General features: G+C 78.3%; 14 protein-coding genes. 11 read left to right on the forward strand and 3 right to left on the reverse strand.

Annotated elements, in window-relative coordinates; translation table 11 throughout:
- Nucleotides 1-82: 82 nt before the first annotated feature.
- Complete coding sequence (locus LO771_RS31065) at nt 83-1,183, reverse strand: glycosyltransferase (protein WP_308188911.1); 1,101 nt, start codon at nt 1,181-1,183, stop codon at nt 83-85.
- 378 nt (nt 1,184-1,561) lie between these two features.
- On the opposite strand from LO771_RS31065, the gene LO771_RS15460 reads away from it, so the two are divergent.
- The 9 genes from LO771_RS15460 to LO771_RS15500 all read left to right on the forward strand — a co-directional run bounded on the left by LO771_RS15460 (nt 1,562) and on the right by LO771_RS15500 (nt 15,438).
- Nucleotides 1,562-2,740 carry a glycosyltransferase family 4 protein gene (locus LO771_RS15460; RefSeq protein WP_230652721.1) on the forward strand — a complete coding sequence of 393 codons (1,179 nt, stop codon included), beginning with the start codon at nt 1,562-1,564 and terminating at the stop codon, nt 2,738-2,740.
- Nucleotides 2,741-3,271: 531 nt separating this feature from the next.
- Nucleotides 3,272-5,104, forward strand: coding sequence for a tyrosine-protein kinase family protein (locus LO771_RS31345; protein WP_230652723.1), 1,833 nt, complete (start codon nt 3,272-3,274; stop codon nt 5,102-5,104).
- Nucleotides 5,101-6,351 carry a glycosyltransferase gene (locus LO771_RS15470; protein ID WP_230652725.1) on the forward strand — a complete coding sequence of 417 codons (1,251 nt, stop codon included), beginning with the start codon at nt 5,101-5,103 and terminating at the stop codon, nt 6,349-6,351. Before LO771_RS31345 ends, LO771_RS15470 begins: the two co-directional genes overlap by 4 nt.
- Complete coding sequence (locus LO771_RS15475; protein ID WP_230652727.1) at nt 6,348-7,547, forward strand: GNAT family N-acetyltransferase; 1,200 nt, start codon at nt 6,348-6,350, stop codon at nt 7,545-7,547. Before LO771_RS15470 ends, LO771_RS15475 begins: the two co-directional genes overlap by 4 nt.
- The gene (locus LO771_RS15480; RefSeq protein WP_230652729.1) at nt 7,547-9,136 is read left to right on the forward strand and encodes a hypothetical protein; all 1,590 of its coding nucleotides are present in this window, start codon (nt 7,547-7,549) and stop codon (nt 9,134-9,136) included. Before LO771_RS15475 ends, LO771_RS15480 begins: the two co-directional genes overlap by 1 nt.
- A gap of 206 nt (nt 9,137-9,342) precedes the next feature.
- Nucleotides 9,343-10,548 (forward strand): DegT/DnrJ/EryC1/StrS aminotransferase family protein, encoded by a 1,206-nt coding sequence (locus LO771_RS15485; RefSeq protein WP_230652731.1) that lies wholly within the window; start codon nt 9,343-9,345, stop codon nt 10,546-10,548.
- A 391-nt stretch (nt 10,549-10,939) separates the two neighbouring features.
- Entirely contained in the window at nt 10,940-11,554 is a 615-nt protein-coding gene (locus tag LO771_RS15490; RefSeq protein ID WP_230652733.1) for a DUF6643 family protein, read from the forward strand.
- A gap of 394 nt (nt 11,555-11,948) precedes the next feature.
- The gene (locus tag LO771_RS15495) at nt 11,949-12,839 is read left to right on the forward strand and encodes an MOSC domain-containing protein (protein WP_230652735.1); all 891 of its coding nucleotides are present in this window, start codon (nt 11,949-11,951) and stop codon (nt 12,837-12,839) included.
- A 148-nt stretch (nt 12,840-12,987) separates the two neighbouring features.
- Nucleotides 12,988-15,438, forward strand: coding sequence for a right-handed parallel beta-helix repeat-containing protein (locus LO771_RS15500; RefSeq protein ID WP_230652737.1), 2,451 nt, complete (start codon nt 12,988-12,990; stop codon nt 15,436-15,438).
- 73 nt (nt 15,439-15,511) lie between these two features.
- Here LO771_RS15500 and LO771_RS15505 read toward each other — a convergent pair whose 3' ends face one another.
- Nucleotides 15,512-16,141 carry an MBL fold metallo-hydrolase gene (locus LO771_RS15505; RefSeq protein WP_230652739.1) on the reverse strand — a complete coding sequence of 210 codons (630 nt, stop codon included), beginning with the start codon at nt 16,139-16,141 and terminating at the stop codon, nt 15,512-15,514.
- Between the two features lie 147 nt (nt 16,142-16,288).
- Between LO771_RS15505 and LO771_RS15510 the strand changes: the two genes are divergently transcribed.
- Nucleotides 16,289-16,783 carry a MarR family transcriptional regulator gene (locus tag LO771_RS15510; RefSeq protein WP_230652741.1) on the forward strand — a complete coding sequence of 165 codons (495 nt, stop codon included), beginning with the start codon at nt 16,289-16,291 and terminating at the stop codon, nt 16,781-16,783.
- Between the two features lie 279 nt (nt 16,784-17,062).
- Complete coding sequence (locus LO771_RS15515) at nt 17,063-17,647, forward strand: hydrolase (RefSeq protein WP_230652743.1); 585 nt, start codon at nt 17,063-17,065, stop codon at nt 17,645-17,647.
- Between the two features lie 161 nt (nt 17,648-17,808).
- Here LO771_RS15515 and LO771_RS15520 read toward each other — a convergent pair whose 3' ends face one another.
- Nucleotides 17,809-18,309 (reverse strand): hypothetical protein, encoded by a 501-nt coding sequence (locus LO771_RS15520; RefSeq protein ID WP_230652745.1) that lies wholly within the window; start codon nt 18,307-18,309, stop codon nt 17,809-17,811.
- Between the last annotated feature and the right edge of the window lie 387 nt (nt 18,310-18,696).

Below are 18,696 nucleotides of genomic sequence, written 5' to 3' on the forward strand. Positions count from 1 at the left end.
TCGATCCGGACGGGGCGGCGGGGGCGGAGGGGCCTTGCGGGAAGGGGCGCCGGAGGTCCCCGCGGGGAACGGGGGTGACGGCCTACCGGCCCGCGGCGACCTCGGCGACCAGCGCCTGCCAGGCGTCGGCGACGACGCCCAGCTCGAAGCGGTCCAGGGCGCGGCGGCGGGCGGCGGCGCCCAGGGCGGTGCGGTCGCCGCCGAGGACCTTGCCCAGGCCGTCGGCGAGGGCCTGCGCGTCGCCGGGCGGCACCAGGACGCCGGTCACCCCGTCGACGACCGCCTCCCGGACCCAGCCGACGTCGGTGGCGACGGCGGGCAGGGCGGCCAGGGCCGCCTCGATGAGGACCCCGGGCACGCCCTCGCTGTCGCTGCCGAGCACGAGGGCGTCGGCGGCGCGGTAGAGGACGGCGGGGTCGGGCAGTCCGCCGAGGAAGTGGATCCGGCCGGGTGCGAGGACGGCGGCGTGCTCCTCGAGTGCGGCGCGCAGCGGCCCCTCCCCCGCGACCGCGAGGTGGGCGCCGGGGGTGCGGGTGACCGCGTCGACGGCGAGGTCGACGCGCTTCTCCGGGGCGAGGGCGCCGACGGCGGCGGCCAGCGGCACGTCGGGCGGCAGGCCGAGGGCACGGCGGGCGGCGAGCCGGTCCCCGGGGCCGCCGGCGGGCGGGTACCGGTCGGCGGCGCGGCCGTTCGGGATGGTGCGGACCCGTTCGGGGCGGAGCCGGAAGTGCTCCAGCAGCACCTCGCGGGCGCCGTCGGACAGGGCCGTGACGGCGGCCGCCCGGCGGAGGGCGGCGGCGACCCGCAGGCGCCGGGCGGGGGTGGCGGTCCAGTGGCGGGGGTCGCCGATGCCGACGTACACGAAGGGGGTGCGGCTGCCGAGCAGGGCGGCGGCGCAGGCGGGCAGGGTGCTGGAGCCGTGGGCGACGACGACGTCGGCGCGGGCCGCGGCGGCGCGCAGGGCGCGGAGGGTCGCCGGGTGGAAGCGGGCGGGGCCGAGGACCGGCAGCGGGTCGCCGGCGGGGGCGTCGGGGTGGGGCTGGAGGGCGGCGACGGCGCTCGGGGCGCCGCGGGCGAGGAGTTCGCCGTGCAGGTCGCGGGCGAGGTTCTGGGCACCGCGTCGGCGGGGGTCGGTCACCAGGTGGAGGACGCGGGGGCACTCGGCGGGCGCGGTGTCGGGCACGGCCACACCCTGGCACAGCGGGCGGCCGGGCACAGCCGGTTCGGCGGGCCGGCGGTCCTTCCGGGGCACGGAGTGACCGGGAACGGTCCGGACGGGGCCGGGCCGGATCGGGTCGGGGCCCGGAGGGGACCGCTTCCGAGCGCGGACGGCGCCCCTCCGGCGCCCCGGGACGGCGTCCGCGCCGCGGCGACACCCGGCCGCGGGGGCACGGGGACACGCAGCCGCAGGAACACGCGGTCGCGAGAACACGCGGTCGCAGGAACACACATTCGGCAGCGTACGGCGCACCGGCCTGCGATGCTGGGGCGGCGATCGCGCCGCCGGGCCCCGCACGGCCCCGCGCGCGTCGCGCGGGGGCACCGAGGGGGGACGCGGCACATGCACGTGCTCTATGTGATCGACAGTCTGGACCGGGTGGGGGGCGCCGAGCAGGCGCTCGCCGGCATGGCGCCCCACCTGGTCCGCGGCGGCGTCAGGCTCGACGTCGCCTACCTCGTGGAGCGCGAGGGGATGCACCGGGAGCTGGCCGCCGCCGGGGCCACGCTCTTCAGCGCGGACCGCCCCGGCGGGCGGGTGGCGCGCCTGCGCGCCCTGCACGCCCTGCTGCGCGAGCGCCGGCCCGACCTGGTGCACACGACCCTGTACGAGGCGGACGTGCTGGGCCGCAGCGCCGCCCTGGCGGCCCGGGTGCCCGTGGTCTCCAGCCTGGTCAACTCGGCGTACGGGCCGGAGCACGTCCGGGCCCGCGGGCTGCGGCCGTGGAAGGTGCGTGCGGCCCAGGCCGCCGACGCCGCCACCGCGCAGGGCACCCGGCGGTTCCACGCGCTGACCCGGCACGTCGCGGAGGCGATGGCGCGGCGGCTGCGGATCGCCGCGGACCGGATCGACGTGGTACCGCGCGGCCGCGACCCCCGGGTGCTGGGCACCGCCGGCCCGGAGCGCCGCGCCGCGGTGCGGGCGGCGCTGGGCGTGCCGCAGGACGCGCCCGTGGTGCTCGCCGCGGCCCGGCAGCAGTACCAGAAGGGCCTGGACGTGCTGCTGGAGGCGTGGCCGTCGGTGCGGCGGGCGGCGCCCGGGGCGGTGCTGCTCCTCGCCGGCGGGAACGGCGCGGAGACGCCCCGGCTGCGCGCCCTCGCCGAGGCCGCGGAGGCGGCGGACGCCACGGGTGCGGCGGGTGCCGCCGGGGGGTCGGTCCGGTTCCTGGGGGCGCGCGACGACGTCTTCGACCTGATGGCGGCGTCCGACGTCTTCACCGCCCCCTCGCGCTGGGAGGGCCTGGGGAGCGCCGCCATGGAGGCGATGGGCGTCGGGGTGCCGCTGGTCTGCTCCGACGTGCCGGCCCTGCGGGAGACCGTCGGCTCGGAGGAGTACGCGCTGCTGGTCCCGCCGGAGCGGCCCGCGGCGCTGGCGGACGCGCTCGCGGGCACCCTGGGGGACCCCGCCGCCGCCCGGCGGCGGGTGGAGGCGGCGCGGGCGCGCTTCCTGGCGCTCTTCACGCTGCAGCACGTGACGGAGCGCATGGTGGGGTTCTACGAGCGGGCGCTCGCCGGGCGCTGAGGCGGCGGGGCGCGCCCCGGGCGCCGGGCGGGCGTCCGGCGGGGCGCCCGGCCCCGCGGGAATTGCCAAAGCGGTTGCGCCGGAGGCCTGCTGGGGCAAGCATCGCAGGTGACGCCGGAAGCCCACGGGGGTGTGGACGAGAACTTCCGCGTCGTCAGGGGGGTACACGTGCACGACCGTCCCAGGAGTACCGCGCATCGCAGGAGTCCCGTGCCGGACCGCGCCCGCCGGGACCCCGGCGCCGGCCCACGGCCGTCGGCGCACGGGGGCCCGCCGACCCGGTCGGCCGGGCCCCGCGTCGAGGGGTTCTGAAGCAGGAGGTTCCGGGGCACCGGGTGCGTGGCCGCCGCCAAGGGGAGGGCGCGGCGCTCGCACCGGCGCACGGCAGAGCCGCAGGGCGCGTCCCGCGGGCCCGCGCCGGCCCGCGGGCCGGCGCCGCGGCACGGGCACGGCACGGCCGGCGGCACGCCCGCGGGGCGAGGCGGCCGGGCCTGCAGCAGCGAGCACACGACCGCGAGGGGAACTCCACCGGTGGAACCGGCAAACCATCTCACCGTCCTGCGACGGTACTGGCGGCTGCTCGTCGGCTGCGCACTGGCCGCGCTCGTCGTCGGCTGGCTGCTCACGCCGGCCGGCACCGCCGTCGACAACGGCAAGTGGCAGTGCAAGGTCAGCATCGTGCCGGCGGCCGGCTCGGGGGACACCGTCAAGATCGACCAGGTGCTGTCCTTCGCCACCGGTTCGGACGTCACGCAGGAGGCCGCGAGGAAGCTCGGCACCACCGACATCCAGGGGCTGCTGGCACGCCGGGAGGTGGCGGCGGTCAGCGAGCAGATGCTCCAGTTCACCGCACACGGCCCCACCCAGCAGTCCTGCTCGGCCGTGGTCAGCGCCTTCTCGGACGCCACCATCACCGGCTACGTCCGGGCCGCGCAGCGGAACACGGCCGCCTCCATCAGGTCGCTCCAGCAGGAGCAGCAGAAGCAGCAGGCCAGGCTCGACGCCCTCAACGCCCGGGCCGCCGGGGCGGGCGCCGCCGAGCAGGCCCGGCTGGCACCGGACGTCGACGCCGCCAGGGCCGCCGTCACCAAGACGCTGACCGACATCTCCAACCTGCAGAACGCCTCCCGGACCGACGCCGTGCGGCAGTGGGGCTCGATCGACAGCAGCCCGGCGGACGGCAGCATCCTCACCGCACCCAGCAGCCGCCCGCTGCGCCTGGCCCTCGCCGTCGTCCTCGGCCTGGCCCTGGGGGTGGTCGCCGCGCTGATGCTGGACCGCGTCGACAGCCGCCTGCGCAGCCGCAACGGCGCCGAGGAGGCGTTCGGCCTCCCGGTGATCGGCGAGATCCCGGTCCTCTCGCGGCGGCTGCGGCGGCTGCGCGAGCCGGTGGTGACCGCCCGTCCCGCGGCGCCCGCCGCCGAGGCCTACCGGTCGCTGCGCTCCACCCTGCTGCTGACCGGTCCGGCGTCGCTGTCCCTGCACGTCAAGGACGGCGAGGGGGACGGCGGCCCGGCGGCCGCCGCCGCCCTGGTCTCCCGGCGCCTCGCCCACCCGGCGCCGGTGGTGCTGGTGATGTCCGGGCGCAGCGGCGACGGCAAGACCACCACGGTCGCCAACCTGGCGGCCGCGCTCGCCGAGACGGGCCGCCAGGTGCTCGTCCTGGACTGCGACTTCCGCCACCCCGGGGTGCACGAGCACCTGGGCGCGGGCGGCGGCCCGGGCATGGCGGAGCTGCTCGGCGGCGACCGGTCCGTCGGCGTCGAGGACGTCGTCCGCCCCGCCAACGTGGAGGGGGTCAGCGTCATCGGCGCGGGCAACACCAACGCCTATCCGGCGGCCCTGGTGCTGCGGGCCGGGGAGGTGCTGCAGCGGGTCCGGCGGTACGCCGACGTCGTCCTGGTCGACACCTCGCCGCTGCTGCACGCGAACGACGCGTACGACCTGGTGCAGCACGCCGACGCGGTGCTGGTGACCGCGCGCAGCGGCAACGTGACGCCGGAGCAGGCGGCGCGGGTCAGCGAGCTGCTCGCCCGGACCGGCGTGCCGGTGGCCGGGGTGGCCCTCACCGCCTCGCTGTCGCCGTCGGGGGGCGGACCGCGCACCGGCCTGCGCCGCTCGGAGACGACGCCGGCGCCGGTCACCCCGCTGGGCCGGGGGGACCGGCCGCGGGCCCTGGACAGGACCGGCGAGGAGCCGGCCGCCGCCTACGCGGCCCGCGAGCGCGAGCGGGACCGGCACGCCCCGAGCTGGGCCCGCGGCGGCGAGGCGTCGGACGGCGGCGGGCTCGGTGAGGGCGGGTTCGGCGAGGGCGGGCTCGGCGCCGCCGCCGCGGCGCGCCGGACCGAGGGGGACGACCGGTGACGGACGCCGAGGCCGCGGACACCGCCCCCGGGGCGGAGCGGCAGCCGCACCCCCGGCCGGCCCCCGGGCCGGAAGCCGGACCGCTGCCGCAGGCCGCACCCGGCGGACGCACCAGGGTCCTGTGGCTGGCCAAGGGCCTGGGCCGCGGCGGCGCGGAGCAGCTGCTGGTCACCTGCGCCCGCCACCTGGACCGCGACCGGTACGAGGTGGACGTCGCCTACGTGCTGCCCTGGAAGGACGCCCTGGCGCCGGCCCTGGAGGAGGCCGGGATCAGGGTGCACTGCCTCGGCGGCACCCCGGGGGCGCCCGGCCGGGCCGACCCGCGCTGGCCGCTGCGGCTGCGCCGCCTGGCGGCCGAGCGCGGCTACCGGCTGGTGCACACCCACATGCCCGTGCCCGCGGTGGCGGCACGGCTGCTGCTCCGCGGGCCAGGACTGCACGGGGTGCGGCTGGTGCACACCGAGCACAACCTCTGGGAGCGGTACCGGCGCCCCACCCGCTGGGCCAACGCGGCCACGTACGGGCGCAACGACGCGGTGGTCGCGGTCTCCCGGGCCGTCGCGGACACGGTCTCCCGCGGCGGGCGCGACCTGGGCGGGCGGCTGACGGTGGTGCACCACGGGCCTGACCTCTCCGGCGCCCCGGCCGGACCGGCCGCGCGGTCCGCGGCGCGCGGCCGGCTGGGCCTGCCGCAGGACGCGGTGGTCGTCGGCAGCGTGGGCAACCTGACACCGAAGAAGGACCAGCGGACCCTGATGGAGGCGCACGCCCGGCTTCGGCGCACGCACCCGGGCGCGGTGCTGGTGCTGATCGGCTCGGGACCGCTGGAGCAGGAGCTGCGGGGCCGGGCGGCGGCGCTGGGCCTGGCGGACGGGGCGGTCGTGCTGGCCGGCTCCCGGCCGGACGTGCCGGAGCTGCTGCCCGCCCTGGACGTCTTCGCGCTGAGCTCCCGTCAGGAGGGCCTGCCGGTGGCGCTGATGGAGGCGATGGCCTGCGGACTGCCGTCCGCGGTGACGCGGGTCGGCGGGATCCCCGAGGTCGTGGACGACGGCGAGCAGGGCCTGCTGGTGCCGCCCGCCGACCCGGACGCGCTGGCGCGGGCCCTGGCGCGGCTGGTGGGCGACGCGGGCCTGCGGGACCGGATGGGCGCCGCGGCCCGGGAGCGGGCGCGGCGCTTCGACGCGGCGGGCGCGCAGCGGGCCGTGGAGGCCGTGTACGCCCGGGTGCTGGGGGGCGGACGACGGTGAACGGCATCGACTCCCCCGGGGCCGGGGCCGGGGCCGCGTCGGCCGGTCCGTCCGCGACCGCACCGCCCGGGCGGGGCACGGCGGGCGCCGCGGACACGGCGGGCGGGTCGCCCGGCACGGAAGGGCTCACGGTCCGCCCGTGGCGGCCCGCCGACCTGCCGCGGACCCTGGAGCTGCTGACCGCGTCGCTGGCCGGCGGCCCCACAGGCGAGCGCAGCGCCGCGTTCTTCGCCTGGAAGCACCTGCGCAACCCCTTCGGGGAGAGTCCGGGCCTGGTCGCCGAGGCCCCGGACGGCCGGCTGGCCGGGGTACGGCTCTTCCTGCGCTGGGAGTACGCCGCCGCCGGGCGCACCGTCCGCGCGGTGCGGCCGGTGGACACCGCCACCCACCCGGACTTCCGGGGCCGGGGGGTCTTCCGGCGGCTCACCCTGGGCCTGCTGGAGGAGGTGGCGGGCGACACGGAGCTGGTCCTCAACACGCCCAACGCGAGCAGCCTCCCCGGCTACCTCTCCATGGGCTGGCGGGAGGCGGGCCGGGTGCCGGTCGCGGTGCGGCCGGTGCGGGCGGCCGCCTTCGCCCGCGGGGTGCGCGCCGCCGTGGCCCGCCGGGCCTCGCCCGCCCCGCCGCGGGACGCCGGGTCCCGCTGCCCGCTGCCCGCCGCCGCGGAGTGGTTCGGGGCTGCGCCGGACGACGGCGCCGGGCCGCTGGCGGAGCTGCTGCGCGAGCGGGCGGCGGCCGACGCCGCCGACCCGCGGCTGGCCACCGTCCGCACCCCCGCCTTCCTGCGCTGGCGCTACGGCGGGGCGCCGGGCCTGGACTACCGGGTGCTGGCGGACGTGCGCGGCGGCGAGCTGGCCGGGGTGGCGTTCGGGCGGCCGCGCCGCCGGGGCCCGCTCACCGAGTTCACCCTGGCCGACGTGGTGGTGCGCCCCGGCGACCGGGCGGCCGCCGCCCGGCTGCTGCGGGCCGCCGCGGGCGCGGGCTGCGACCACGTCGCCACCCACCTCGCACCGGGTACGGAGGCCGCCGCAGCCGCGCTGCGCTGCGGCTACCTCACCGCGCCGCGCACCGGGATGACGCTGGTCTCCCGCGCACCCGGCGGCGGCCCCGGCCGGAGTGGCGGCAGGCAGGACGCCGCGCCGGGCGGTGCCCTCGCGGACTGGCGCTTCACCCTCGGCGACCTGGAGGTCTTCTGATGCCCGCGGGGCACGGGTGGGCGTCCGCGCCGGCCCGCTGGGCCCGCGGGGTCCCCTGGGCGTCCTGCACGGCGGGGCTGCTGGTGACGGGCTACGTGGCGGTGTTCGCCTGGGCCATGGCGCACACCGCGTACGACGTGTGGGGCGCACTGCTCGTGCTGCCCGTGCTGATGGCGGTGAGCACGCCCGTCCTGGCCCGGGTCGCCGCGGCCGACCCCGAACCGGGCGCCTTCCGGCTGCTGGTGGCGGCGCTGGCGTTCAAGCTGCTCTGCGCCTTCCCCCGCTACCTGATGGCGTTCGTGCTGTACGGGGGGCAGGCCGACGCCCGGATGTACGACGAGAGGGGCCGGGCGCTGGCGGCGGCGCTGGAGCACGGGGCCGTGCTCGACGGCGGCCACTACGACCTGGGCATGAAGGTGGCGGGCACCGGGTTCGTCGTGATCGTCACGGGCCTGGTCTACCTGGTCACCGGTCCCTGCCTGCTCGGCGGCTTCCTGGTCTTCTCCTGGATGGGCTTCTGGGGTCTGCTGCTGTTCTGGCGGGCGCTGCTGACCGCCTTCCCCGAGGCGGAGTCGCGCCGCTACGCCAAGCTGGTCTTCTTCCTCCCCTCGCTGCTGTTCTGGCCGTCCAGCATCGGCAAGGACGCCTGGATGATGCTCTGCCTGGGCGCCACCGCCCACGGCACCGCCCGGCTGCTGGAGCGGCGGCGCGGCGCCTTCGCCTGGCTGGTGGCGGGCTCGCTGGGCACGGCGATGGTCCGGCCGCACGTCACCGTGCTGGCGGGCGCCGGACTGGTGGTCGCGTACGTGCTGCGGCGGCGGCCGAGGGAGGTCGGTGCGCTCGGGCCGCTGCGCACCGTCGTGACCGTCGCCGTGCTGGGGATCGGCGTGATGCTGATGCTCCAGCAGGTCAGCTCGTTCTTCGGGACCGAGGGGGCCGGCCAGGGCGCCGTGCACCAGGTGCTGCAGGAGACGGCGCGCCGCACCTCGCAGGGCGGCTCCCAGCTCGACCCGGGGGCGGCCGCCGCGGCGGCGGGCGACGACGCGGGGCCACGGGTGAGCCTGTCGCCGCTGGGACTGCCGGCGGCGGTGGTGACGGTGCTCTTCCGGCCGTTCCCGTTCGAGGCGTCCAACCTGCAGAACCTCGTGCAGTCGGTGGAGTGCTTCGCGCTGCTCGCCGTCTTCGTCCGCTCCTGGCCGAGGCTGCGGCAGGTGCCGCGGCTCGTCCTGCGACGGCCCTACATGGCCTTCACGGTCGTCTACGCGCTGCTGTTCTGCTGGGCGTTCTCCAGCATCAACAACCTGGGCATCCTCTCCCGCGAGCGGGTGCAGGTGCTGCCCCTGGTGCTGGTGCTGCTGGCGGTGCCCCGGCCGGCCGCCGTCCGGCCGACGGGCCGTCCGCGGCCGCGGGAGCGGCCCGCGGGGACGGCCGGGCGGGGGGACCGGCCGCCCCGGGGAGCGGCGGCGCCCGGTCCCCGGCCGGTGCCGGCCGGGGCCGTCCGGGCGTTCCGTCACCCCGTCCCCGCGCGCCGGGGGGCGCCCCGCAGGCACCCGTCCGCCCAGCCGCCCCACCGGCCCCGCCGACCGTGACCGGACGGGCGGCCGACCGGGGACCGGACGGACGGGCGGCCGGGGACCGGAGCACCGGGAGGTCCGCCCGCCGGCCGGCTCCGCCGACCCGCTCGACCGCCGACCCGCCCGACCGCCGACCGCCGACCGCCGACCGCCCGTCCGGGGACCCCGTCGCCCGGAGACCCCGTGCCCACTGAGCCCACTGATCCAGGGGGGATCGACCCATGACCGCAGACCGGACCTCCGCCGCCCTGCCCGCAGCGCTCGGCGGGACACCCGCCTTCCCCGAGGGGCTGCCGCTCACCGTCGTCGAGGTGCCCGACCGGGAAGGGCTGCTGCGCCGCCTCGCCACCGTCCTCGACAGCGGCCGGCTGACCAACGGCCCGACCGTGGCCGAGCTGGAGGAGCGCGCGGCCAAGCTGCTGGAGGTGGAGCACGTCGTGGCCGTCTCCAGCTGCACCGCCGGCCTGATGCTGGTCCTCCAGGCCGCCGGGGTGGCGGCGGGGCGCCCGGTGGTGATGCCCGGCTTCACCTTCTCGGCGACCGCGCACGCGGCGCACTGGGCGGGCGGCGTGCCGCTCTTCGCCGAGGCGCTGGAGGAGAACGTCACCCTCGACCCGGAGGACGCCGCCGCCCGGCTGGCGGCCGCGCGGGAGCCCGCCGCCCTGGTGGCGACGCACGTCTACGGCACGCCCTGCCGGGTGGAACGGCTCCGGGAGGCGGCCGGCGCCGCCGGGGTGCCGCTGGTGTACGACGCGGCGCACGCCCTGGGGAGCCGCCGGGGCGGTGTGCCGGTGGGCGGCTTCGGCCTGGCCGAGGTGTTCAGCATGAGCCCGACCAAGGTGGCGGTGGCGGGCGAGGGCGGGCTGGTCGCCACCCGGGACGGCTCGCTGGCGGAGACGCTGCGCTGCGCCCGCGACTACGGCAACCCCGGGGACTACGACACGCTCTTCCCCGGCCTGAACGCCCGGATGAGCGAACTGCACGCCGCGGTGGGGCTCACCTGGCTGGAGGGCCTGCCGGAACGGGTGGCGCACCGCGGGGCGCTGGCGGCGGGGTTCGCGGCGGCGGTCGCCGGGGTGCCGGGTCTGCGGGTGGCGCTGCCGGACGACGGCGACACCTCCACGTTCAAGGACCTCACGCTGATGCTGGACGCGGACGCCTTCGGCCTCACCGCCCTGGAGCTGTCCCGGGCGCTGAAGGCCGAGGGCGTGGACAGCCGCCGGTACTTCCACCCGCCGGTCCACCGGCAGAAGGCGTACGCGCACCTGGGGCAGGCGGAGGCGCTGCCCCGCACCGACCGGCTGGCCGACTCGGTGCTCACCGTCCCGCTGTGGACGCAGATGGACGCCGCCACGGTGCGGCGGACGGCGGACGCCGTGCTGCGGATCCACGCCGGCGCGGAGCAGCTGCGCGCCGAGGGCGTCTGAGGCCGGAACGGTCCCCCGCCCCCCGGCGGGGTGCGGGGGGCGGGGGACCGTCCCCCGGGGGCCGCGGTCCGGCCCCCGGGCCGGACCCCGGGCCCGTCCGGAGGGAGCAGGGGCGCTCCCGGGCGGGGCGCGCGGGGGGCGGTGGGCCGCCTGCCGGGGCTTGCGGCCGGCGTGCGCGCGCCTGCACGTCCGCGACCGGATGGGCGACCGGTCCGGGGCGGTTCGGAGTGGGGTCGTGCGTCACGCGCGTCGGTGCTTGACAGGCGCACCGGCAGTCCGTGACCGTTTTTCATACTTTCGATGCAAGTGTCATCGCGAAGTCCCGGTAAACACTCCAACTCCGTGCCTCACCGCTCTCCTCAGCAGGCACGGGGTGGCTTACGGTATGCGCATGACCTCCCCGCGCTCCTTCGACGGAGTCGGCTACCGCTCTCCGTCCTTCTCCTCCGAGACCCCGATCTACGACAGCCTGGTCGCAGAACGCGGTGTCCCCCAGATCGCCCCCATCAACGTGCCCGCCGCCCTGCCGCCGGCGTTCCCCGCGCCGTACGAGCAGCCGCGCTACGGCGGCTACGAGTCCTCCGGCAGCAACCTGCCGGCGCTCGCCTCCCGCCCCGCGCTGGGCCCCGGCCCGAGCACGGCGTACGTGCCCGCGCAGGCCCCGGCGCCGCAGTACGCGGCGGCCCAGTACGCGGCGGCGCAGCCGGGCTCCCAGTACGGCGCGCCCCAGCCGTACGTGCCCGGCCAGCGGATGGCGGCCCCCGGCCAGGGCGTGCCCCCGCAGGGCATGGCGCCGCAGGGCGGCCAGGGCCAGCCCGGCGGCTACGGGTACCCGGGTCCGGCGGGTCAGAGCTTCGGCGGCAACGGGCTGCGTCCCGCCTCCGCGCCGATGGCCCCGGTGGCCCCGGTGGCCCCGGTCCGGCCGATGCCGCAGCGGCCCGCCGCGCCGGCCCAGTACGGGGACCAGCAGCAGTACCCGCAGCGGGGGGCCTACCCCGGATACTGACCGGCCGGCCGGCACCGCGGTGCCGGCCGCCCCACCGCACGACCCCGGTGCCACGGCGCACCAGGGGGAGCACCGGGCCCCTCCCGGCCGTACGCCGGGCAGGGGGGAGGGTCGCCACCGGGCCGACCGGCACCAGCCGGTCGGCCCGGTCGCATGTCCGGGTCCGGCCGCCGGGGCCCGGACGCGCCGCCGTCCCGGCGGCGCATCGGCAGCGGGCGGTGCGGCCGAGGCAGCCGCCCGGTGCGGCGGGCCCCGGGGGACGCACGCCCGTCCGCGTCGGCGCCCCGTCCCGGCCCCGCGCCCCACCCGGGCCCACCCGGGACTCCGGACGTCCGGCTCCCCCGCCCTGACGTGCGGAAGCGCGGGCGCGCGGACGACCTGGCACGATGTCCGCATGTCCCGTCTGACCTCGCTCCACGTCCACCCCCTGAAGTCGGGCCGCCGCCTGAGCCCGCAGTCCGCCGCGGTCGAGCCGTGGGGCCTGGCCGGGGACCGCCGGTGGATGCTGGCCGACCCCTCGGGACGGTTCGTCAGCCAGCGCGAGCACCCCCGCCTCGCCCTGGTCCGGGCCGAGCCGCGGCCGGACGGCGGCCTGCTGCTGGCCGCCCCCGGGGCCCGTCCGCTGGAGGTGGCCGCCCCGTCGGCGGAGCGCGGCGACCCCACGGCCGGCGTGGAGGTGTGGGGCACGCCCTTCCGGGCGGCGGTGGCGGCCGCGGAGGCCCACGCCTGGTTCTCCGCCCTGTTCGGCGCCGACCTGCGGCTGGTGCACCTGGACGACCCGCTCGCCCGCCCCGCGGACCCGGAGTACGCGCCGGGCGTGACGGTGTCGATGGCCGACGGCTTCCCGCTGCTGCTGGCCGCCACCGCCTCCCTGGACGCCCTCAACGCGGCGATCGCCGCCGACCACGCCGGCGGCCCGGACCCGGAGGCGGGCGCGCCGGTGCCGATGGAGCGGTTCCGGCCGAACCTGGTGGTCGGGGGCACCGAGCCGTGGGCCGAGGACGGCTGGCGGCGGATCCGGGTCGGCGAGGTGGTCTTCCGGGTCGTCAAGCCCTGCGGCCGCTGCGTGATCACCACCACCGACCAGGAGACCGGTACGGTGCGCGGCCCGGAGCCGCTGCGGGCGCTGGGCCGCCACCGGCGGATCGGGCGGCGGCTGCTGTTCGGGCAGAACCTGGTTCCCGAGCGTCCGGCGGGGCAGGCGGGTCCCGTGCTCGGCACGGTCCGGGTCGGCGATCCGGTGGCGGTGCTGGAGGAGGGTCCGCGTCCGGTGGCCGGACGCTGATCATCCGGACGCTGACCGGGGGACTTCCGGCGGCCGGGCACGGACGACCATGCCCGAGGCGCTACCGTTGGGCATCGGCTCCGCCCCCGGCCGTCCCCGGGGGCGCGGCCGCAGCACGGCCGGACGAGAGGTGGGGACGCGTTCCGCTATGGGAGAGCAGAGGGTCCGAGTCACGCAGGACGGCGCCTCCCGCTGGCGGCGCAGGGCGGGCGAGTACGACACCCTGGCGGAGGCGCTGGCCGCCGCCGAGCCCGGCGACACCCTCACCCTGCGGGCGGGAACGTACCGGGAGAACCTCGTCCTCGACAAGCCCGTCACCGTGACCGCCGCGGGCCCCCTCGGCTCGGTGCGGATCGAGCCCTCCGGGGGTCCGGCCGTCACCCTGCTCGCCTCCGCCTCCGTCCGCGGCCTGGTCCTGGAGGGCCACGACACCGCCTCGGCGGCGGTGCTGGCCGAGGGCGAGGGCACGGTCGCCGAGATCGAGGGGTGCCGCGTCAGCACCGTCTCCGCGGTGGGCATCGAGGTCCGCGGCGGGGCGCGCCCCACCGTGCGGCGCTGCACCGTGGAGAACCCCGGCGGCCTGGGCATCCGGGTCCGCGACGGCGCGTCCGCGGTCTTCGAGGAGTGCGAGGTGTCCTCGGCCGGGCAGGCCGGCGTCGCGGTGCTGGAGGGCGCCACCGCGCGCCTGGAGCGCAGCCGCGTGCACCACGCGTCGGGGGCCGGGCTGCTGCTGTCCGGCGAGGGGACGGCGGTCGAGGCGGTCGGCTGCGAGGTGTACGAGATCGACGGCACCGGCGTCCAGGCCGAGGCGCGGGCCGCCGGCCGGATCACCGACTGCGAGGTGCACCGGGTGTCCGGCAACGGCGTCACCCTCGACTCGGAGGCCGTCCTCGCCCTGGTCGGCACCCGCGTCCACGACGTGCCGGAGAACGGCGCGGACCTGCGCGGCCGCTCGGTGCTCACCCTGGAGCGCAGCAGCGTGCGGTCCTTCGGCCGCAACGGCCTGTCGGTGTGGGACGCGGGCACGAGGGCCGAGGCGACCGCCAGCGAGCTGCACGACAGCACCGGCGACTACCCGGCGGTGTGGATCAGCGACGGCGCCCGTGTCTCGCTCTCCGACTGCCGCGTCCACGACGTGCCCGACGCCCTGTTCGTCCTGGACCGCGCGTCGCACGCCGAGGCCGTGGACTGCTCGCTGACCCAGATCCGCAGCTCCGCCGTGTCGGTGAGCGGCGGCGCGACCGTGCGGCTGGAGCGCTGCCGGATCCAGGACGCGGGCACCGGCCTGTGGTTCCGCGACCACGGCAGCGGCGGCACGCTGGAGGGCTGCGAGATCGCGGACGTGTCCACCGGCGTCATCGTCGCCCGCGGCGCCGACCCGGTGGTGCGCTCCTGCTCGGTGCGCGGCAGCGCCGACGCCGCGGTGTACGTCTCGGCGGGCGGCAAGGGGGTCTTCGAGGACTGCCGGGTCTCCCACGGCAAGGGCTACGGCTTCCACGTCATCGACGGCTGCCGGACCGTCATCACCCGCTGCCGGGCGGAGCAGAACGCGCGGGGCGGCTTCGAGTTCTCCGAGCCGGGGCCGGTGCTGGAGGACTGCAGCAGCGACGAGGTGCGGGCGCAGGCCTCGGTTGCCGCCGCCGTCCGGCCGGCCGCGGACCACGCGGCGGGCTCCGGCGGGATCCTGGGCGGGGGCTTCACGGGCGCGCGGCCGGCGTCCGGCGCCCTGCCCGGCGCCCGGACGGCCGCCGAGGGCGCGCCGCTGGTGGACTCCGCCGTCCCTGCGCCCGCGCACCGGCCCGCCGACGAGGCGCTGGCCGACCTGGAGGCGCTGATCGGGCTGGAGACCGTCAAGCAGGAGGTCCGCACCCTGATCGACCTGATCTCGGTGGGCCGCCGGCGGCAGGAGGCCGGGCTCAAGGCGCCCTCGCTCCGCCGCCACCTGGTGTTCACCGGCTCCCCCGGCACCGGCAAGACCACGGTGGCGCGGCTGTACGGGGAGATCCTGGCGGCGCTGGGGGTGCTGCAGCGCGGCCACCTGGTGGAGGTGGCCCGGGTCGACCTGGTCGGCGAGCACATCGGCTCGACGGCGCTGCGCACCTCGGAGGCGTTCGACCGGGCGCGCGGCGGCGTCCTCTTCATCGACGAGGCGTACGCGCTGGCACCGGAGGACGGGGCGCGGGACTTCGGCCGGGAGGCCATCGACACCCTGGTGAAGCTGATGGAGGACCACCGCGACGAGGTGGTGGTCATCGTGGCCGGCTACACGGCCGAGATGGAGCGGTTCCTCTCCGCCAACCCCGGTGTGGCGTCGCGCTTCTCCCGGACCGTCACCTTCCCCGACTACTCCGCCGAGGAACTGCTGCAGATCGCCCGGACCCAGTGCGCGGAGCACGAGTACCGGCTGGCGGACGAGACCGCGGCCGCCCTGCTGGAGCACTTCGCCGCCCTGGACCGGGGGCCGTCGTTCGGCAACGGGCGCACCGCCCGGCAGGTCTTCGAGACCATGGTCGAGCGGCACGCCGTGCGGGTGGCCCAGCTGGCGGACCCGTCCACGGAGGAGCTCCAGCTGCTGGTCCCGGACGACCTGCCGGTCTGACGGGGCGGCGGACCGGTGGGGCGCCGGTTCCGGCAGGCCGGCCCCGGGACGCCCCGACGGAGCCGCGGCGGGGTCAGAACCGCGCGGACTCCCCGGCGGTGAGGGTCGTCCAGTCGGTCCCGCCCTCGGACTCCATCCAGGAGGCCACGTACTGCCGGCCGAGGTCGTTGAGGGTGGCGTCGTGGATCGGGAACGCCCGCACCGGCTTCACCGCCCGCACGAAGTCCAGCGCCTCGGCGAGTTTGAGCCAGGGGGCCGCGGCGGGCACGAGCAGCGTCTCCAACGGCTGCTGCGGGACGAACAGCGCGTCGCCGGGGTGGTAGAGGCTCCCGTCGACGACGAAGCCGACGTTGGCGCAGCCGGGCAGGCCGTTGTAGATCTCGGCGTGCGCCCCGCCCACGACGTCGACGGTGAACCCCGCCGCGGTGAAGCTCCGCCCCGCCTCGACGGCGACCGCCGCGCCGCCCAGTCCGGGGGCCTGCTCGACGGCCTGCGGGGGCATGTGGACCCGGAGCGCCGGGTTGCGCGCGCTCGCCGCCACGAGCTTGTCCACGTCGAGGTGGTCGGGGTGCTCGTGGGTCACCAGCACCTCGTCGGCCCCGTCGAGGGCCTCCGCCTCGGAGAACGTGCCGGGGTCGATGACGAGCACCCGGCCGTCGGACTCCAGGCGGACGCAGGCGTGGCCGTACTTGATCAGGCGCATGCGCCCACTGTGCCAGAGGAGGCCGTTCCAGAGGGCCGTTCGGACGTCACCGCCCTCCGCGCGGGGCCGGACGCCCCGCCCGGAAGGACAGCCTGGACTGAACAGTCCCGACTGTACAGATCGGACCGGGGAAACTACGGTGGCGGCATGACCGAGGAGACCGGAGGAACGGGGGACGCCGGGGACACCGGGGACGCGGGGCGCACCGGGGGCGTCAGCGCGTCGGCCACGCGTGCCGCGGGCGACGTGCGGGCGGTCTTCAGCCGCCTGCGCCGCCGGCTCAGGGAGCTGGCGGGCCCCGAGGACCTCACCCCCTCCCAGGTCTCGGTCGCCACCCGGCTGCACCGGGAGGGCCCGGCCTCCGCGAGCGGCCTGGCCGCCGCGGAACGGGTGCGCCCGCAGTCGATGGCCGCCACCCTCGCGGTACTGGAGCAGCAGGGCCTGGTCCGGCGCGACCCCGACCCCGGGGACGGGCGGCGCCACCTGGTCAGCCTGACCCCGGCCGGGCGCGCGCGGGTGGAGGGCGGCCGTCAGGCCCGCGAGGAGTGGCTGGCCCGCGCCCTTCAGGACCGCTGCACGGAGGACGAGCGGCGGACCGTCGTCGAGGCGATGGCCCTGCTGGACCGGCTGACGCAGCCGTGACGGCCCGCGCCGGCGGCCGTCCCTCCGGCGCCGGGCCGTCACCGGCGGCCCGCACCGGCCGCTCCTCGCCACCGCCGACCGCCCGTGACGGTGCCCCGCCGGACCGCGCACCGCGGCGGAGCGGACCGGCAGGCGCCCCCGGCACCGGAGCAGCGGGCCCCGGCCGGGCAGTGGCCCCCGGGCGCACGCGGCACCCGGCACCCGGCACCCGGCACCCGGCACCCGGCACCCGGCACCCGGCACCACTGGAACACGTCCCTGCACGAAAGGCACCGCACCATGACGCTCAGCACCCTCGACCCGCGCACCGCCCTCGTCGTCGTCGACCTGCAGAACGGCATCACCGCCCTGCCCACCGCCCCCACCACCGGCCCCGAGGTCGTGGCGCGCGCCGTGGAACTGGCCGACGCCTTCCGGTCCCACGGCCTGCCGGTCGTCCTGGTCCGGGTCACCTCCGCCCCCGACGGCTCGGACGCCGTGCCGGGCCGGACCGAGGTGCGGCGCCCCGGCGGACCCCGGCCCGAGGGGTGGGACACCGTCGTGGCCGAGCTGGCCGGGCACCCCGGCGACATCACCGTGACCAAGCGCAACTGGGGCGCCTTCCACGGCACCGACCTCGACCTCCAGCTGCGCCGCCGCGGCGTCACCCAGGTCGTGCTGGCCGGCATCGCCACCAGCATCGGCGTGGAGTCCACCGCGCGCGCCGCGTACGAGCACGGCTACCACGTGACCCTGGCCACCGACGCCATGGCGGACATGGACGCCGAGGCCCACCGCAACAGCGTGGAGCGCGTCTTCCCGCGCCTCGGCGAGACCGGTACCACCGCCGAGGTCGTGGAACTGCTGGCCAAGACCCGCCCCTGACGGCGCAGCGACCGGCCCGGGGCCTTCCGGCGGACGCCTTCCGCCCGCCGGGAGGCCCCGGGCCGTCGCACACCGCGCGTCGCGCGTCGCGGGCCGTCCGCCCGCGGCCTGCGCGGGGCGGAGGGCCCGGGAGGCCACCGTCCTCGATCCGGGACCCGGGCCTACGCCGCGCGCCCGGCGCGGCGTCGGGCGTAGGCGACGGTAAGGACCGCGACGAGCGGCCCCCACGCCAGCAGCGGCGCGTAGCAGAGATCCATCACCACGCCGGCGCCGCCGTGCGGGAAGTCGGGGTTGTCCAGGGGCCCGCCGGGGACCAGCGCGACCGCGGCGCACAGGGCCGCGACCGCGAGGGCGCCGAGCGAGGCGGGGACGACCACGGCCGACGGGGGGATGCGGCGGCCGCCCAGCCGCGGGATCCAGCGCGGCACCCGCTCCCCCCACGGTCTCACCAGGCCGAGTGTCAGGCAGGCGGCGGCCTGCGACACCACCGACAGGACGAGCACGTAGACCGTGACCGCCGCGCCGGTGTACATCGCACCGAGCCGGCCCGTGAAGCCGACGTCGGCCCCGAGGCCCAGCGACAGTCGCCACACGCACGACGGCACCGTGCAGAGCACCGTCGCCCATGCCGCCCGCACGGCCCACCGCGGCGGGGCGGACATGACGTCAGAAGGGTTTTGACCTGTCATCAGAAGCTCCGTGCGGGTTGGGGTGGACCGGCTCTTCGACGATGCCACCGGTGCCGGGCGTCTTCGTCATCCGTACCGTCGATCCGCCTCCCCCGCGAGGAGGACGCCCGAGCCGGATGCGGCCTCAGGGTCCTGACCGGCCTACCGGTGCCCGCCACCGCGCCGGTCGGCCCGGAGGGCGCGCCCGCACGGGCGTGGGGGCAGTCGCGGACCCCGGCCCGGAAGCGGGGCGAAAGGCCCGGCGCCCCGCCTGCGGGCACGCCGACGGAGTGGCCCGCGGGCGGCGGCCGTTCCCTGCGGCTTCGTCACCCGACGTCGCGAGGCGCGGGGAACGACCGCGTCACGTGCACCCGGGTGCCG

This window comes from Streptacidiphilus sp. ASG 303, from assembly GCF_020991365.1.
Taxonomy (GTDB): domain Bacteria; phylum Actinomycetota; class Actinomycetes; order Streptomycetales; family Streptomycetaceae; genus Peterkaempfera.

Coding starts and splice junctions, on each gene's coding strand:
- LO771_RS15460 (WP_230652721.1), top strand. CDS start 1,562: ATGCACGTGCTCTATGTGATCGACAGTCTGGACCGGGTGGGGGGCGCC.
- LO771_RS15480 (WP_230652729.1), top strand. CDS start 7,547: ATGCCCGCGGGGCACGGGTGGGCGTCCGCGCCGGCCCGCTGGGCCCGC.
- LO771_RS15485 (WP_230652731.1), top strand. CDS start 9,343: ATGACCGCAGACCGGACCTCCGCCGCCCTGCCCGCAGCGCTCGGCGGG.
- LO771_RS15490 (WP_230652733.1), top strand. CDS start 10,940: ATGACCTCCCCGCGCTCCTTCGACGGAGTCGGCTACCGCTCTCCGTCC.
- LO771_RS15495 (WP_230652735.1), top strand. CDS start 11,949: ATGTCCCGTCTGACCTCGCTCCACGTCCACCCCCTGAAGTCGGGCCGC.
- LO771_RS15500 (WP_230652737.1), top strand. CDS start 12,988: ATGGGAGAGCAGAGGGTCCGAGTCACGCAGGACGGCGCCTCCCGCTGG.
- LO771_RS15505 (WP_230652739.1), bottom strand. CDS start 16,141: ATGCGCCTGATCAAGTACGGCCACGCCTGCGTCCGCCTGGAGTCCGAC.
- LO771_RS15510 (WP_230652741.1), top strand. CDS start 16,289: ATGACCGAGGAGACCGGAGGAACGGGGGACGCCGGGGACACCGGGGAC.
- LO771_RS15515 (WP_230652743.1), top strand. CDS start 17,063: ATGACGCTCAGCACCCTCGACCCGCGCACCGCCCTCGTCGTCGTCGAC.
- LO771_RS15520 (WP_230652745.1), bottom strand. CDS start 18,309: ATGTCCGCCCCGCCGCGGTGGGCCGTGCGGGCGGCATGGGCGACGGTG.